Origin of the sequence: Deinococcus marmoris DSM 12784 (assembly GCF_000701405.1) — a bacterium.
In the GTDB taxonomy this organism is placed as follows: domain Bacteria; phylum Deinococcota; class Deinococci; order Deinococcales; family Deinococcaceae; genus Deinococcus; species Deinococcus marmoris.
In genome coordinates, this window is the sequence record NZ_JNIV01000053.1 from 1 (window position 1) to 14,746 (window position 14,746).

Sequence of the window (14,746 nt, forward strand, 5' to 3'; positions counted from 1 at the left end):
TCTGTTTCTCGAACGGGACGACGTTCCCTTCGACAACAACCAGGCGGAACGGGATATTCGGATGTTCTGTATCAAGCGCAAAGTGTCAGGTGGGTTTCGGTCTCTGACTGGTGGAGCGGCGTTCTGCCGGATTCGCAGCTATATCTCCACACTTCGCAAGCAGGGCATACATGTCTGGCAGGGCCTCGTGAGTGTATTTCGCGGTGACATCCTCATGCCCGACTTCTCGCGCTGAGTAGTTACGCCAGATGTTCTCCTCGCCCTTCAATCGGCGTCCGTGTCAGTCCGCCGCCGCCTCACCCCCCAGCGAGGCCATATCGATCACGAAGCGGTATTTCACGTCGTTGCGGACCATCCGCTCATAAGCGGCGTTGATGTCCTGCATGTCGATCAGCTCGATGTCGGCCACGATGCCGTGTTCGGCACAGAAATCGAGCATCTCCTGGGTCTCGGTCAGTCCGCCGATGTTGCTGCCCGAAACGCTGCGGCGGTGCGAGATCAGCAGGCCGCCGTGGACACCCACCGGATCGATGGCCCCGACGATCACCAGTTGGCCCCCGAGCTTGAGGGTTCTGAGATAAGGCGCGAGATCGTGACTGGTCGGCACGGTACTCAAGATGAAGTCGAAGCTGGTGCGCGCCGCCTTCATGGCCGCAGGATCACTGCTGATGATCACATGATGGGCACCCAGCCGCATGGCGTCGGCGGCCTTGCTCTGGGAGGTGGTGAAGAGGGTGACCTCGGCCCCCAGCGCGGCGGCCAGCTTGATGCCCATGTGCCCCAGCCCGCCCAGCCCCACGATGGCGACGCGGTGGCCCGGACCGATCTTCCAGTGCCTGAGCGGCGAATACATGGTGATGCCCGCGCACAGCAGCGGGGCCACCGCCTTGAGGTCCAGCGACTCGGGAACGCGCAGGACAAATTCCTCGCGCACCACGATGGAACTCGAGTAGCCGCCAAAGGTCAGATTGCCACTGTCCCGCTCACGGGAGTTGTAGGTGGTGGTATGCCCATTCTCGCAGTACTGCTCCAGACCTTCGGCGCAGCTCGGGCAGTCCTGGCAACTGTCGATCAGCACCCCCACCCCGGCCAGATCGCCCGGTTTGAAGCCCTGCACCTGCCCGCCCACCGCCGTGACGCGGCCCACGATCTCATGACCGGGCACCATCGGATACAGGCCAGGCCCCCACTCGCTGCGGGCCTGGTGAATGTCCGAATGACAGACCCCACTGAACAGAATCTCGATCTGAACGTCGTTTGGACGCAGGTCACGCCGCTCGATCTGAAAGGGGGCAAGGGGGGTGGTGGCGTCCTGGGCGGCGTAGGCGTTGACAGTGGGCATGGGGATTACTCCTAGTGAGACGGATGGGAACAGATGGTTTGGATTCAGAGCGGCCAGATAAGCTGAGTCAGGTGCCCACCATACTGTGGGTGCACATGGGGACGAGCGCCGCCGTTCCAGTGTGAGCGTCGAAACAAGCTAAGAGCGCAAACAGACAGACTGCTGCACTTCAATTCCCCCATTGACATTTCTCCTGCAACGTGCAAAATAGTGATTGTAACCGCTTACAATTTCGCAAACTTCGTGGTCTGTCCTCCGCCCCCTCGCTCACCCTGCTGCGAATATCTTGCCTGACCGCACGCTATGTAACCGGTTACAGAAGTCAATCCCCACGCATGAGGCGAAAAGGAGACAAGCTGAAGACATGAAGTCAACCCGGCCCACCATCGACGATATCGCCCGCGAATCTGGTGTCAGCACCGGGACGGTCAGCCGGGTGCTGAATGGGCATTCCACAGTTGCCAGCCGCACCCGCGAACGTGTGCAGGACGTTATTGCCCGCCTGGGTTACGCGCCCGATCCTGCCGCGCGGCACCTGAGCTGGCGCACCGGGCAGACGCTGGGCATCTCCTTTGAGCGCGATGATCCAGTGTTGCATCCGTACAGCGTGCTGTTTCGCCGCGCGCTGGAAGCCCATACCGCGCCGCAGGGCGTGCAGCTCATGGACCTGCGTGCAGACCTGTCCCGCCTGACGAGACTCCCTAGCGCAGTGCTGGTCATGCACGCGATGGACGGTGATCCGCGCCTGAATTTCCTGCGCGACAGGGGCGTTCCCGCTGTGCTGATCGGCCATCAGCCGGACTTTTTCTGGGTGGCCCCCGACGACGTGGGCGGCGCAGAACTAGCGACCCGGCACCTGACCGGGGCTGGACACCGCCAGTTGGCTTTTCTGGGACAGGGGCCAAGTCAGGTGGCACAGGACCGTGAACGCGGCGCGTTGGCGGCGGCACTGACAGCCGGGGCACAGATCATCAGCATTGCCAGCGATTTCACGGTGCTGGGCGGCTACCGGGCTGTGCGCCGGGCCTGGGAATCAGGCGTCCGATTCACGGGCCTGTTTGCCCAGAGCGACGAGAGTGCAGCTGGAGCGGTGGCGGCCCTGCAAGACCTGGGAGTAAACGTGCCGGGACAGGTCAGCGTGGTGGGCTTCGATGGCCTGCCCGAACTGCCCATCAATCTGCGGCTGACCACCGTGGCGCAGGACATTCCCCGGATCGCGTCCACCGCACTCACGCTGGTGCAGGAGGCCATCGTGGGCCTGCCCCCGCGCGGCGAATTTATTGAAGTTCAGCTTATTCGCGGCGCGACCGTCGCGCCATTCCCAGGAGGGAAGATATGAAAAACTCACTGTTGATCAGCCTCGCTGTCCTCGTTGCCACTGCCGGTTCGGCCTCGGCGCAGACCACCATCAAGATCAACGGCTACGGCGGCCAGGATCCGGCCATCGTGGGTGACCTGATCAACCGCTTCGTCAAACCCGCGCTGATCAAGGACAACATCACGGTGGTCTATCAACCGCTTCAGGGCGACTACAACCAAGCCCTGACCACGCTGCTGGCGGCGGGCAACGCAGGCGACGTGTTTTACGTGCCCGGCGAGACATTGGACGGCTACGTCGCTACCGGCAAGCTGCTGCCAATGAACGGCGTTGTCAACACCACGCCGTTTATCAAGAGCCTGAACGACGCCTTTACGCGGGGCGGCAAGACCTACGCCATTTCCAAGGACTTCAACACCCTGACGCTGGTGTACAACAAAGACATCTTCGACGAGGCCAAGGTTGCCTACCCCAACGACAACGAAACCTGGACCAGTTTTCAGAACAAGCTGGCAGCAGTGAAAAAGGCGCTGGGCAGCGATTACTACGGAGCGTGCCTGGTCCCCGATTATGCCCGCATGGGCCAGTACGCCTTTGCAGCGGGGTGGCAACCCTTCGATGCCAAGGGCAAGACCAACCTGCTCGATCCGGCCTTCGTCTCGGCCTTCAACTACTACACTGGCCTGAGCAAGAACAAGGTGGGCGTGCAGCCCTCGGAGTTGTCTCAGGACTGGTCTGGCGGCTGCCTGGCCTCGGGCAAGGTGGCCGTGGCTGTCGAGGGCAACTGGGTCGTGGGTTTCTTGAAAGACAACGCGCCCAACCTGAAATACGGCTCGGCCCTGATCCCCAGGAATGACAAGACCGGCAAGCGCGGCAACTTCGTGTTCACCGTGGGCTGGGCCATCAACTCGGGCACCAAAAACAAGGCGGCTGCCGCCAAAGTGCTGAACATCCTGACCAGCCCCCAGGTGCAGCAGTACGTGCTGGAACAGGGCCTGGCGATTCCCAGCCGCTCGTCGCTGCAAAACAACGCCTTTTTCAAAAAGACCACCCCCGGCGCACAGAACAGCAAGGCCGTCTTTCAGGGCGCGTCGTCGGGCACCGTGCGGCCCTATTACTTCGGCACCCAGGGGCCAGACTGGACCAAGCCAATCAATACCGCGCTGGCCGCCGTGCTGAGTGGCCAGAAGTCCAGCGCCGCCGCCCTGAAGCAGGCGCAGCAGGAAATGAACACCCTGCAAAGCCGCTGAGCTGATTTCTGAGCTGATACCGGGGGTCACGGCGCGGCTGGAAGGGAGTCAGGACTTTGCACTGCCCGCCCGCTGCCCCCAGTGTCTTCCCACCGGAGGGCTTCCACCATGCTCAAGAAGGGACAGACCTCAGCCGCCTACCTGTTTCTCGCGCCGTTTCTGATCACCATCGGGATTTTCTTCTTCTACGCCTTCGCGCGGGCCATCTATTACTCGTTTACCGATTTCAACCTGTTCAATACGCCCAGGCTGATCGGCATCAAGCCGTACACCGATGTGCTGGCCGATCCGCTGTTTCAGCGCGCGCTGGCCAACAGCCTGGTCTTCGCCGTCATCACCACCACCCTCCAGACGGTGGGCGCGCTGCTGATGGCGGTGGCGCTGAACAACAAGATCCGGGGCATGGCCTTCTTCCGTTCGGCGTGGTACATGCCCAGCATCACGTCCAGCGTGGTCATCACCCTCATTTTCCTGTGGCTGTTCCAGCGCCGGGGCGTCGCCAATTACGCGATTACCCAGTGGCAGGCGTATCTGCCCTACACCCTGGCCCTGACCAGCGTGCTGATCGCCGTGCAGGTGGTGCAGGTGCTGTGGGAGCGCTCGCGCGGGCTGCCCGCCGGGTGGTTGGATCCCGCGCTGGCCGCAGTCAGTCTGATGATCGCCGTGGCGGTCACGGCCACCCTGCACTGGATGGGCGTGCTGTCGGTGCGCGACGTCGCGCCCTACGATTTCCAGTACTTTTCAGACCGCTGGATCAGCGTTGGCGGCGTACAAATCCTGAGCATTCCCATGCTGGTGATCATCATCCAGAACACCTTCACGACTATTCCCACCCTGATGCTGTTCTTCCTGGCGGGTCTCCAGAACATTCCCGGCGCGCTGTACGAGGCCGCCGACATTGACGGCGCGACACCCGCACAGAAGTTGATGAACGTGACCGTGCCAATGTTGCGTCCTGTGAGCTTTTACGTGATCACGGTGGGCCTGATCGGGACCATGAAGATGTTCGATCAGGTGGCGGTGATCGGCAGCGCCGCGCCGCAAAGCACCCTGATCACGCTGGCTTATTACGTGTACACCAACACGTTTAAAGCTGGGGCCGCGCCGGTCAACATGGCCGCCGCCGCCGCCATCATGCTGGCCGCCATCATCCTGGTGATGGTATTCGTGCAACGCCGCTTCATCAGCTCCGAGGCGGTGTGAGATGACGACGACTCTCACTGAAGTTCGCAGAAGCGCCGCCGACATGGACCGCTGGCTGGCCCGCCGCCGCTGGGCACGCGCGGGCTGGTTGTACGCCTTCATGCTGGTCATGAGCATCTTCTTCCTGGGGCCATTCCTGATGGGCCTGCTGAGCAGCATGAAAGACAACCCCAACGAATACCCGCCCCGCCTGGTCATTCCGCAACTGACGCCGCAGTTCATCGGGCGTGCCTACAACCTGGGCGTGCAGGGCGCGGGCAGCGGCTGGAACGGCGGCCTGGAGCCGGGCCGCACCGTCACCTTCGACGTGAGTGTGCGCTCCCCGGCGGACGCGCCGCAGGAGCCGCCCACCACGGCGCTGTTTCCTTATCAGCCCACCAGCCTGGTGGCCATCGCCCGGCAGGCGCAGGCCACCGAGTACGCCACCGTCAGGACCGTGGAAACCGGGCAAGTGGGCGAGGTTCGCAGCTACCGCATCACAGTGGATTATCCGGCACTGACAGCGCAGCAGGGTCAGGTCATCCGGGCGCAACTGGCCACACCCGACGCCAACCTGAACGCCAAGCTCCCCGGCGGCCAGATCGTGCCGGTCACGCTGGACACACCCGCAGCGCAGGAAAAACAGTATTCGCTGAATGCCACGCAGGCTGTGGAACTGGTCAAGTCGGGTGACAGGTATTACCTGCGCGGTCCGGTCTTCGAGCGCACGCCGCTGCAAATCGACGTGCAGCGCGGCCAGAGCATCACCTCCAGCACACTCCCGCCCAGCGACAGGCAGAACTTCGGACGCTCCTTCGCCTACCGCAACATCACCCCCGGCGTGCTGGGCTACACCTTCAATAACTACCGTCGCGCCTTCACCGAGACCACCAGCCCGCAGACCGGACGCAGCCTGTTCTTCACCTGGGTGCTGAACACGTTTTTCTACGCCTTCTTGCGCGTCAGCGCCGCCATCGTCTTTTGCTCGCTGGCCGGGTACGCCCTGGCCCGCATGGACTTTCCCGGCAAGAATCTGATCTTTGTCGTCGCCGTGCTGTTCGTGCAGATGGTGCCCGATCAGGTCAATCTGGTCAGCAACTACGTATTGCTGCAAGACCTGGGGCTGCTGAACATCTGGGGCCTGTGGTTCAACGGCCTGGTGGCGGCGGGCGGCGTCTTTCTGATGAAGCAGTTCTTTGAGGGCATGCCCAAGGAGCTGGAGGAATCCGCCGCCATCGACGGCGCAGGGCCGTTTGTGACCTTCTTCCGCGTGATGCTGCCGCAGGCCGGACCCGCGCTGATCGCCCTGGCCATTACCCAGTTTCAGGGCGCGTGGAACGACTTCTTCTGGCCGCTGGTGATCCTGCGTCAGAACACCGATTACCTGCTAACGGTGGGTCTGGTCAACTTCCGCCAGCTCTACGGCGGACAGGGCGACTACGGCCTGATCCTGGCAGGTGCGGTCCTGAGCGCCATTCCCGTGATCGTCATCTTCGTGGTCTTCCAGCGTTACTTTGTGGACACCGGAGCGGACAGCGCAGTGAAGGGATGAGCCTGGGCTGTCTGAGGACATTGCTTCACCTCTTCGGACTGGCCCCATTCTCCCATTTTGACCCCCACGCTGAGGGCGAGCTGGGAGGGGCCAACCCGCAAACCCCCTCCCAGCGAAGGCTGAACGGCAAAGCAGTCGTCGTCAGTTGCCAAGTAAAACATCCTTCAAACCGCGTCCTCAGCTTTCCTGCCGCCGAGCGTCCCGACTGACCCGTCCCCTTTCCCCCAGCAAGGAGCTGTAATGCTGAGTACCCGCACCGTCCTTAAAGAAAATGATCTGTATCTCGTCGGAGACGCGCACTATGCCGTCGCCGAGGGCGAGAGCGGGCTGTACCGCCGCGACACCCGCTTTCTGTGCCGCTACCGCTGGCAACTGGACGGCCAGACCCCGCAGACGCTGATGCAGCACGAGCGCTTTCCGTTCTGGCTGCGCGCCCAGAGTGCCAACGCCGACGTGGGCTACACCATGCGCGTGGGCGTTGGCCGTGACCTTCAGCTCATGGGCCGCGAACTGCGCGACACGCTGCGGGTCACGCGTTACGCCGGAGATGAACCCCACACACTGACGCTGGAGCTGGGTGCCGACTTCATGGATATGTTCGAGGTACGCGGCTGGCCCGTCAAGGCGGCTGACCGGGAGATTCGCACACAGTCCACCGCAGAAGGGGTGACCTTTATCTACACCGCCCAGGACGGCCTGGAACACCGCGCCGCCGTGCAGACCTCGCCTGCCGCGCAGTGGAACGGCGAATGCCTGAGCTGGACCCTGACCGAGACGGAGACCGAGATCGTGGTCAGCGTCTTTCCGCTGCTGGCCGATGAACAGCCGTCGCGCGGCAATCCGGCGGAGCTGGCCCACGAGTACGCTGCGGTTCAGGCCGCAATCGGGCGTGACCTGCAACTGCCGGACCCGCGCGACGCCCGCGTGCTGGCCCAGAGCATTCAAGACCTCCGCAGTCTGAGCTTCCAGACCGATCACGGCGCGTTTCCGGCGGCAGGTCTGCCTTGGTTCGTGGCTCCCTTTGGCCGCGACAGCATGATCATCGCCTTGATGGTCAAAGACCACCTGCCACAGATGGCGCTGACGGTGGCCCGGTATCTGGCCGCGCACCAGGGCGTCACCTACGACCCGGTCACGCTGGAGCAACCCGGCAAGATCCTGCACGAACTGCGCGTGGGCGAGCTGACCCGCACGGGCCGCACGCCGCACCGCCCGTACTTTGCCACCGCCGACGCCACGCCCCTCTTCGTCTGGCTGGTGGGTGAGCTGAGCGCCGCCCATCCTGATCTGGCCGCCGAACTGCGCCTGAACTGGGAGGCCGCCCTGAACTGGTGTCTGACCGACGGCGATCCCGATCACGACGGCTTTATCGAGTACACCCCCGACACCGAACCCGGCGGAATTACCAACGCGGTCTGGAAAGACAGCGGCGACAGCACCTTTACTGAAGGCGGCGCGGATGTCAGCGGACATGTCGCCGTAATCGAAGTCCAGGGTTACGCGTATGCCGCCTACAGGGCGGCAGCCCGCATGTACCGCCTGCTGGGCGAAGACGAGCTGGCTTCTGGCTGGGACACCCGCGCCCAGACGCTACGCGAACGCTTTCAGGCCGCCTTCTGGTGGCCGGAGCGCAGGTACTATGTCCACGGCCTGAACGGCGACAAGCAGCCGCTGCGTGTGCTGGTTAGCAACCCGGCGCACACGCTGTGGACGGGGATCATCCCGCCCGAACACGCAGCACAGGTGGCCAGAACGGCGCTGGGCGAGGAGCTGTGGAGCGGCTGGGGCGTCCGCACACTGGGCACGCGGGAGATCCGCTTCAACCCGGTCAGCTACCACAACGGCAGCGTGTGGCCCCATGACACCGCCGCCGCCGCGCTGGGCATGCAGCGTTATGGCCTCAACGCCGAGGCGGCTCAGGTGGCCCGCGCCCTGTTCGACGCCGCCCGCTGCGCCCCCGACGCCCGCCTGAGCGAACTCTTCGCCGGATTCCCGCGCCAGGACGGTATACCACCTGTTCCCTACCCTGCTGCGTGTCATCCGCAAGGCTGGGACGCTGCGGCAGTGCTGGCGCTGGCCCCTCTGCTGACAGTGGATATGCCCAGTTCCGAACGTGCGCCTGCCTGAGCCTGTTTGGATTTCGGCTTTTCAGGTGCGTACCCAGTCCCCGACACTTTCTCTGGAAATTATACAAGACAGGGATTTTGACCATCAGGGACCGCACACTGGGCGAAAGCGTGAAGATGCCGTTCTGGATGGAACTTTGAAAACTGTCAGAGAATGAATAAAAAGAATGCCCCCGCTCAATGCGGGGGCAACAGTGGAGAGGTCAGTTTCAGCGGCGGCGCAACCAGCCCTGCACCGTGCCCACCACACCGGAGCGGAAGAACAGCACCGTCACCACGAAAACCAGACCGGTCACGATGCCCACCGGCAGGCTGGAAGTGGTCAACTGGTCTCTCAGCAGCAGCACCAGGCCCGCGCCCACCGCCGGGCCAAACAGCGTGGTGGTGCCGCCCAGCAGGGTCATCATCACGACCTCACCGCTGGTGGTCCACTTGGTCACGTCCAGGCTGACCACACCGTGGCCGAAGGTGTACATGCTGCCCGCCAGCCCAGCCAGCCCGGCACTGATCAGAAAGGCAGTGAACTTGAAGCGGACAGGGTTGTAGCCGATGCTCTGGGCGCGCTGCTCGTTGTCGCGCACCGCCTGCTGCGCCTGCCCGAAGGGGCTGCGCACCGTGCGGTAGGCAATGTAAAAGCCCAGCGCGAACACCGCCAGACAGAAGTAGTAGCGCGTGACGCTGTCACTGAAGTCCAGCCCGAACAGGCTGGGGCGGTCAAAGCCCTGGAGACCGTTCTCGCCGCCGGTCACGTCGGTCCATTGCAGCGCCACGAAGTAGACCATCTGCGCGAAGGCCAGCGTGATCATGCTGAAGTAGATGCCCGCGCTCCTCACGCTCAGGTACGCGATGGGCACGGCCAGCACCAGCGCACTGAGTGTGCCGCCCAGCATGGCCACCGGCACACTCTGACCGTTGGACAGCAGATAGGCGGTCACGTAGGCGCTGCCGCCCCAGAAGGCGGCGTGCCCGAAGGACAGCAGGCCGGAAAAGCCGAACAGCAGGTCAAAGGCCACCGCGAACAGGCCCCAGGCCAGAATGTCCAGCGCCAGCACCGGGTAGATCAGCCGGGGCAGAATCAGCAGCAGAATACCCAGCCCGATCATCCACCCGGCGCGGATGGTGCGCTCGCGGTCATTGCGGGCGGCGGTGCGGGGAATGGCGGTCACCTTGTCCCCTCAGGCAGGCCAAACAGACCGCTGGGGCGCACCAGCAGCACAAAGGCCATCAGAATAAAGACCAGCGTGTTGGCAATGGGCGGGTAAATCGCCGCGCCCACCGCCGCCAATACGCCCACCGCGAAGCCGGTCACGATGCTGCCCATGATGCTGCCCAGCCCGCCAATCACCACCACGGCAAAGGTGGTGATGATCAGCTCCGCGCCCATGTATGGCTCCACCGAGTAGATCGGCGCGGCCAGCACGCCGGCCAGTCCGGCCAGTCCCACGCCCACGCCGAAGACGCCCGTGACCCACTTGCTCACGTCGATGCCGAAGGCCCGCGTCACACTCGGGTTCTCGGTGCTGGCGCGGATGATTGCGCCCACCCGCGTCTTCTCGATCACGAACCACGTCACCAGACAGATCACCAGCGTCAGCGCGATCACGAACAGGCGGTACTTGGGAAAGACCACGAAGCCCAGATTGACCACCCCGGTCAGGATGTCCGGCGTGGTGTAGGGCGCGCTGGACACCGCGAACTGCGAGAGCATCACCTGCTTGACCAGATCCTGGGTCAGCAGCGTGAGGCCGAAGGTCAGCAGCAGGTTGTAACTGGGTTCCAGGCCGTACAGCCGCGAGAGCAGCGTGCGTTCCAGCACCATGCCCAGCGCCCCCACGATCAGCGGGGCCAGAATCAGCGCGGGCCAGAAGCCCAGCCCGAAAGCCTGCCCCAGCGCGAAGGCGGCGAACGCCCCCAGCATGTACAGCGCGCCGTGCATGAAGTTGACGATCCGCAGCATCCCGAAGATCACCGCCAGGCCCAGGCTCAGCAGGGCGTAGAACGCCCCGTTGACCAGACCGTTGAACACCTGAATCAGCAGCAGTTGTGTATTCATCTGTTGTCCATGACGTGAGAAGAAGGGGGGCCGGGAACGCCCGGTTTCAGCGTCCCGGCCCCCGCCTCTCTAGCCGGTCCTCAGAACTTGCACTTGCTTTCGGCCAGCGGCGTGAAGGCCTTGGCGGAGGGAATGGTGGCCACCTTGGTAAAGATGTCGCCCGCTTCCTTGGCCTGGGCCTTGGGCTTGACCTGCACGGTGTACACGTCCAGCGTCACGCGGTGGTCCTGCGGGCGGATGTATGCGCTGCGGGCAAAGAAGTCGCTGAAGCGGTGGCCTTCGAGGGCCTTGACCACCGCGTCGCCGTTGTCGCTCTTGGCGCGGGCCACGGCTTGCAGGTAGGTGGTGGTGGCGCTGTACACGCCGGCCTGCGCCCAGGTGGGCTTCTTGCCGAACGACTTCTCGAACTTGGCGGACCAGTCACGGCTGCGCTGGTCCAGGTTCCAGTACCACGGCACGGTGGCCAGCGCGCCCGCGTAGGCGTCCTGTCCCAGTGCGGCCACGTCGGTCTCGAACAGCAACCCGATGCCGAGGCCGATGCCCTGCTTCTTCAGGCCGAACTCGTTGTACTGCTTGACCACGTTCACCAGATCGTTGCCTGCCTGCATGGTCCCGAAGATCTTGGGCTTGAGGCTCTGGGCTTTGAGCAGATACGAGGAGAAATCGGTGTTGGGGAACGGCGTGGCGTCGCTGGCCGTGACCAGTTTGCCCTTGTTCTCCTTGATGGCCGCCGTCATCTGGCGGTCCAGATCCTGCCCGAAGGCGTAGTTGGGGTAGATGATGTACCAGCTATCGCCCCCCCGCTTGGTCACGGCGCTGCCGGTGCCGTTGGCGAGCATGAAGTTGTCGTAGGCGTAGTGGAAGGTGTACTTGTTGCACTTCTCGTTGGTCAGGGCGGTGGTGCCGCCGGTGACGACCATCACCGGGATCTTCTTGGTCTTGGCGATCTCGGCGGCGGACAGGGCCGCCGAACTGGTGGGCAGGTCCATCAGCACATCCACGTTCTGGCGGTCGATCATCTCGGCGGCCTTGTTGCTGGCGACATCGGCCTTGTTCTGGTGGTCCACGCCCACAACCTGCACCTTGCCCTTGTAAGCGGCGTTGGCAGCCATGAAGTCGTCGGCGGCCAGTTGCGCGGCCCGGACGCTGCCGGGGCCGGAGAGTTCGGAGTACACGCCCGAGAGATCGGTCAGCACCCCGACTTTAATGACGTTGTCGCTGAGCTTGGCTCCCTGCGCCAGGGCAGCGGTCACGGAAAACAGGGCGGCGGTGGCAATGATGGCGGTCAGTCTGGCTTTTTTCATGGTGAAATCCTCCGGGAGGGGAAAGGGAGCGAGAGTTTAGACGCTCAGGTACTTGAGCAAATCTTCGCGGCGGGCCAGGGCGTCGGCGCGGGACACCTCGTCGACGATCTCGCCGTCCACGAAGACGTAATGGCGGTCCGCGAGGCGGGTTGCAAATTTCAGGTTCTGCTCCACCAGCAGCACCGACAGACCATCGGCGCGCAGTTCCTGGATGATGTCGCCGATGCGCTGCACGATCACGGGGGCCAGGCCCTCGCTGGGTTCGTCCAGCAGCAGCAGCCGGGGGGCGCTGCGCAAGACGCGCACAATCGCCAGCATCTGCTGCTCGCCGCCCGACAGTTTGCTGCCGGGGTGGTGGCCGCGTTCGCGCAGCACGGGGAACGCCTCGTAGGCGCGTTCGGTGGTCCAGCCGCCGGGCCGGGCCGGGGGCAGTTCCAGGTTCTCGCGCACCGTTAACGTGCTCATGATGGCGCGTTCCTCCGGCACCCAGGCCAGCCCACGCGCGGCGACGCGGTTGCTGGGCAGGCGCAGGATGTCCTGTCCGTCAAAGGTGACGCTGCCGGTGCGCGTTCTCAGCGCCCCCATGATGCTGCGCAGGGTGGTGGTCTTGCCGGCCCCGTTGCGCCCGATCAGGCTGACGATCTCGCCTGGCTGGACGTGCAGGTTGATGCCATGCAGCACATGGCTCTGGCCGTAGTACGCGTTCAGATCGCGCACCTGAAGCAGCGGCGGTGGGCTGACGGGGGGCGTTGCCTTGAGCAACGAGGCGTGGGGCGCGGTCATTCGTCCGCCTCGTCGCCCAGGTAGGCCTCGATGACGCGGGGATCTTTACGGACCTCCTCGTAGCTGCCGCTGGCCAGCAGCGCGCCGTACTGCAACACCGTGATGCGGTCTGCCAGTTCCGAGACCACGCTCATGTTGTGTTCCACCAGCACCACCGTGCGCCCACGCGCCACCTGCCGCACCAGGGCGATCACGCGGGCCACGCCCTCCGATCCCATGCCGGAGGTGGGTTCGTCCAGCAGCAGCACGCGCGGGTCCTGGGTCAGCGAGATGCCGATTTCCAGTTGCCGCTTCTCGCCGTGGCCCAGGTCTGCGGCCAGCCGCGCGTGCGAGTCGGCCAGTCCCACGTCCGCCAGAATCGCGTCGGCCTGCGGCCCCAGCTTTTCCAGCCTTGAAAGCGGCGTCCAGAACTGCCCCGGCAGCGCACTTCTGGATTGCAGCGCCACCAGCAGGTTTTCCCGCACGGTCATGGTGGGAAACACGCTGCTGATCTGGAACGAGCGCGACAGCCCGCGCCGCACGATCCGGTGGGGCGGCAACGTGTCGATGCGTTCCCCGAACAGCCGGACCTCGCCCGAAGTGGGTTTCAGAAAGCCGGAGAGAAGATTAAAAAGAGTGGTCTTGCCCGCGCCGTTGGGGCCGATGATGGCGTGAATCTCGCCCTCGTGAATAGCAAGGGTCACGTCATTGGTGGCGCGGAAGCCCCGGAAATCCTTGACCAGATTCCGCGCCTCAAGGGCCATGGTGGGGTTGTGGGCTGCGCCTGTCGGTGGGGCGAGCCGGGTCTGCGCCGTCATGGGAAACGTCTGGATGCAAAATCGAGCATCGTCCTCCTTGCTGTGTCATACGTGAATTGTGGTACGCCGGGGAGTGTAGCGCCCCGGCGTTACGGGTGGGTTACATCCTGGGTTTCACGTTCGGTTGGGAGATGGGGAGGTGGGCGGTACCTCCGACTTCCGCACAGTGTTCGTGGTCCTCTGTCTCTCAGCCCGCCTGATCCTCAATTGCCGCAGCAGCTTCCCGGCGATGATGAGGACCCGGCAACATGCTCACCGCGCCGTCCAGCCTAAATCTAGGTCCAGCACCGCGCCGGTCATGCCCCAGGCGGCGGGGCTGGCGACATAGCTGGCCAGGGCGGCGATGTCTTCAGGATTGAGCAGTTGCTTGATGGCCGCGCTTTCCAGCATCACCTTCTGTTCCACTTCCTCAATGCTGATGCCGCGCGTGCGCGCCTGATCGGCCATCTGGCCCGTGACCAGCGGCGTTCGCACATAGCCGGGGCAGATGGCGTTCACGGTCAACCCCTGATCGCCCGCTTCCAGCGCCGCCGTGCGCGTCAGGCCGATCAGCCCGTGTTTGGCGCTGACATACGCGCTCTTGAAGGGGCTGGCGACATGGCCGTGAATGCTGGAGATATTGATAATTCGGCCCTGACCACCCCGCGTCAGGTGCGGCCAGGCGTACCTGGACAGCAGGAAGGGCGCGGTCAGCATCACGCGCAACATGGCGTCCCAGATGTCTTCCGGGAAGTCGGCCACCGGGGCGATGTGCTGAAAGCCCGCGTTGTTGACCAGCACGTCCAGTCCGCCCAGCGCGGCCACCGTCCCGTCAACGGCGCGGCGGCAGTCCTCGCGCTTTCCCAGGTCCGCCCCGATAAACGTCAGATCGTGTTCGGCGGCGATCTCGCGTCCTTCGGGGCGGTCCAGATCAAGGACGGCCACCCGCAGCCCGTCGGCCTGCAATCGGCGTGCGATGGCGAGGCCGATGCCGCCGGTCCCGCCCGTGACCAGCGCGGTTCTCTGCTCCTTCAAGGTTGTCATGCCCCGGAGTGTAGGA

General features: G+C 64.1%; 13 protein-coding genes. 6 read left to right on the forward strand and 7 right to left on the reverse strand.

Translation table 11 applies throughout. The features are described 5' to 3' along the window. Window positions 1–235, forward strand: a 235-nt coding sequence (locus tag Q319_RS0113325; protein WP_029482982.1) for an IS66 family transposase, incomplete at its 5' end; no start/stop codon positions are given. A 45-nt stretch (window positions 236–280) separates the two neighbouring features. Here the strand turns inward: Q319_RS0113325 and Q319_RS0113330 are convergent. After that, window positions 281–1,342: an NAD(P)-dependent alcohol dehydrogenase gene (locus tag Q319_RS0113330; protein ID WP_029482983.1), complete on the reverse strand. Its 1,062-nt coding sequence runs from the start codon at window positions 1,340–1,342 to the stop codon at window positions 281–283. Between the two features lie 364 nt (window positions 1,343–1,706). Between Q319_RS0113330 and Q319_RS0113335 the strand changes: the two genes are divergently transcribed. The 5 genes from Q319_RS0113335 (at window position 1,707) to Q319_RS0113355 (ending at window position 8,771) form a co-directional block, all read left to right on the forward strand. After that, complete coding sequence (locus tag Q319_RS0113335; protein WP_029482984.1) at window positions 1,707–2,681, forward strand: LacI family DNA-binding transcriptional regulator; 975 nt, start codon at window positions 1,707–1,709, stop codon at window positions 2,679–2,681. Then, a complete protein-coding gene (locus Q319_RS0113340; RefSeq protein ID WP_029482985.1) occupies window positions 2,678–3,910 on the forward strand; it encodes an extracellular solute-binding protein in 1,233 nt (410 codons plus the stop codon). The genes Q319_RS0113335 and Q319_RS0113340 overlap by 4 nt, the downstream gene beginning before the upstream one ends. A 108-nt stretch (window positions 3,911–4,018) precedes the next feature. After that, on the forward strand, window positions 4,019–5,113 hold the full coding sequence (locus Q319_RS0113345; protein ID WP_029482986.1) for a carbohydrate ABC transporter permease: 1,095 nt from the start codon (window positions 4,019–4,021) through the stop codon (window positions 5,111–5,113). A 1-nt stretch (window position 5,114) separates the two neighbouring features. Then, window positions 5,115–6,644, forward strand: coding sequence for a carbohydrate ABC transporter permease (locus Q319_RS0113350; RefSeq protein WP_029482987.1), 1,530 nt, complete (start codon window positions 5,115–5,117; stop codon window positions 6,642–6,644). 240 nt (window positions 6,645–6,884) lie between these two features. Beyond that, complete coding sequence (locus Q319_RS0113355; RefSeq protein ID WP_051655377.1) at window positions 6,885–8,771, forward strand: glycogen debranching N-terminal domain-containing protein; 1,887 nt, start codon at window positions 6,885–6,887, stop codon at window positions 8,769–8,771. A gap of 208 nt (window positions 8,772–8,979) precedes the next feature. On the opposite strand, the gene Q319_RS0113360 is transcribed toward Q319_RS0113355, so the two are convergent. The 6 genes from Q319_RS0113360 to Q319_RS0113385 all read right to left on the reverse strand — a co-directional run bounded on the left by Q319_RS0113360 (window position 8,980) and on the right by Q319_RS0113385 (window position 14,730). Beyond that, the gene (locus Q319_RS0113360) at window positions 8,980–9,936 is read right to left on the reverse strand and encodes a branched-chain amino acid ABC transporter permease (protein ID WP_029482989.1); all 957 of its coding nucleotides are present in this window, start codon (window positions 9,934–9,936) and stop codon (window positions 8,980–8,982) included. After that, a complete protein-coding gene (locus Q319_RS0113365) occupies window positions 9,933–10,823 on the reverse strand; it encodes a branched-chain amino acid ABC transporter permease (RefSeq protein WP_029482990.1) in 891 nt (296 codons plus the stop codon). The genes Q319_RS0113360 and Q319_RS0113365 overlap by 4 nt, the downstream gene beginning before the upstream one ends. Before the next feature lie 80 nt (window positions 10,824–10,903). Further along, a complete protein-coding gene (locus Q319_RS0113370; RefSeq protein ID WP_029482991.1) occupies window positions 10,904–12,127 on the reverse strand; it encodes an ABC transporter substrate-binding protein in 1,224 nt (407 codons plus the stop codon). A 36-nt stretch (window positions 12,128–12,163) separates the two neighbouring features. Continuing rightward, complete coding sequence (locus tag Q319_RS0113375; protein WP_051655378.1) at window positions 12,164–12,910, reverse strand: ABC transporter ATP-binding protein; 747 nt, start codon at window positions 12,908–12,910, stop codon at window positions 12,164–12,166. Further along, entirely contained in the window at window positions 12,907–13,707 is an 801-nt protein-coding gene (locus Q319_RS0113380; protein WP_245619226.1) for an ABC transporter ATP-binding protein, read from the reverse strand. The genes Q319_RS0113375 and Q319_RS0113380 overlap by 4 nt, the downstream gene beginning before the upstream one ends. 252 nt (window positions 13,708–13,959) lie before the next feature. Beyond that, window positions 13,960–14,730 carry a 3-hydroxybutyrate dehydrogenase gene (locus Q319_RS0113385; protein WP_029482994.1) on the reverse strand — a complete coding sequence of 257 codons (771 nt, stop codon included), beginning with the start codon at window positions 14,728–14,730 and terminating at the stop codon, window positions 13,960–13,962. Between the last annotated feature and the right edge of the window lie 16 nt (window positions 14,731–14,746).

Bases quoted from the DNA above. Each gene is read 5' to 3' on its own strand.
- Q319_RS0113330 (WP_029482983.1), bottom strand. From the start codon at position 1,342: ATGCCCACTGTCAACGCCTACGCCGCCCAGGACGCCACCACCCCCCTT.
- Q319_RS0113355 (WP_051655377.1), top strand. From the start codon at position 6,885: ATGCTGAGTACCCGCACCGTCCTTAAAGAAAATGATCTGTATCTCGTC.
- Q319_RS0113335 (WP_029482984.1), top strand. From the start codon at position 1,707: ATGAAGTCAACCCGGCCCACCATCGACGATATCGCCCGCGAATCTGGT.
- Q319_RS0113340 (WP_029482985.1), top strand. From the start codon at position 2,678: ATGAAAAACTCACTGTTGATCAGCCTCGCTGTCCTCGTTGCCACTGCC.
- Q319_RS0113375 (WP_051655378.1), bottom strand. From the start codon at position 12,910: ATGACCGCGCCCCACGCCTCGTTGCTCAAGGCAACGCCCCCCGTCAGC.
- Q319_RS0113365 (WP_029482990.1), bottom strand. From the start codon at position 10,823: ATGAATACACAACTGCTGCTGATTCAGGTGTTCAACGGTCTGGTCAAC.
- Q319_RS0113345 (WP_029482986.1), top strand. From the start codon at position 4,019: ATGCTCAAGAAGGGACAGACCTCAGCCGCCTACCTGTTTCTCGCGCCG.
- Q319_RS0113385 (WP_029482994.1), bottom strand. From the start codon at position 14,730: ATGACAACCTTGAAGGAGCAGAGAACCGCGCTGGTCACGGGCGGGACC.
- Q319_RS0113380 (WP_245619226.1), bottom strand. From the start codon at position 13,707: ATGACGGCGCAGACCCGGCTCGCCCCACCGACAGGCGCAGCCCACAAC.
- Q319_RS0113350 (WP_029482987.1), top strand. From the start codon at position 5,115: ATGACGACGACTCTCACTGAAGTTCGCAGAAGCGCCGCCGACATGGAC.
- Q319_RS0113370 (WP_029482991.1), bottom strand. From the start codon at position 12,127: ATGAAAAAAGCCAGACTGACCGCCATCATTGCCACCGCCGCCCTGTTT.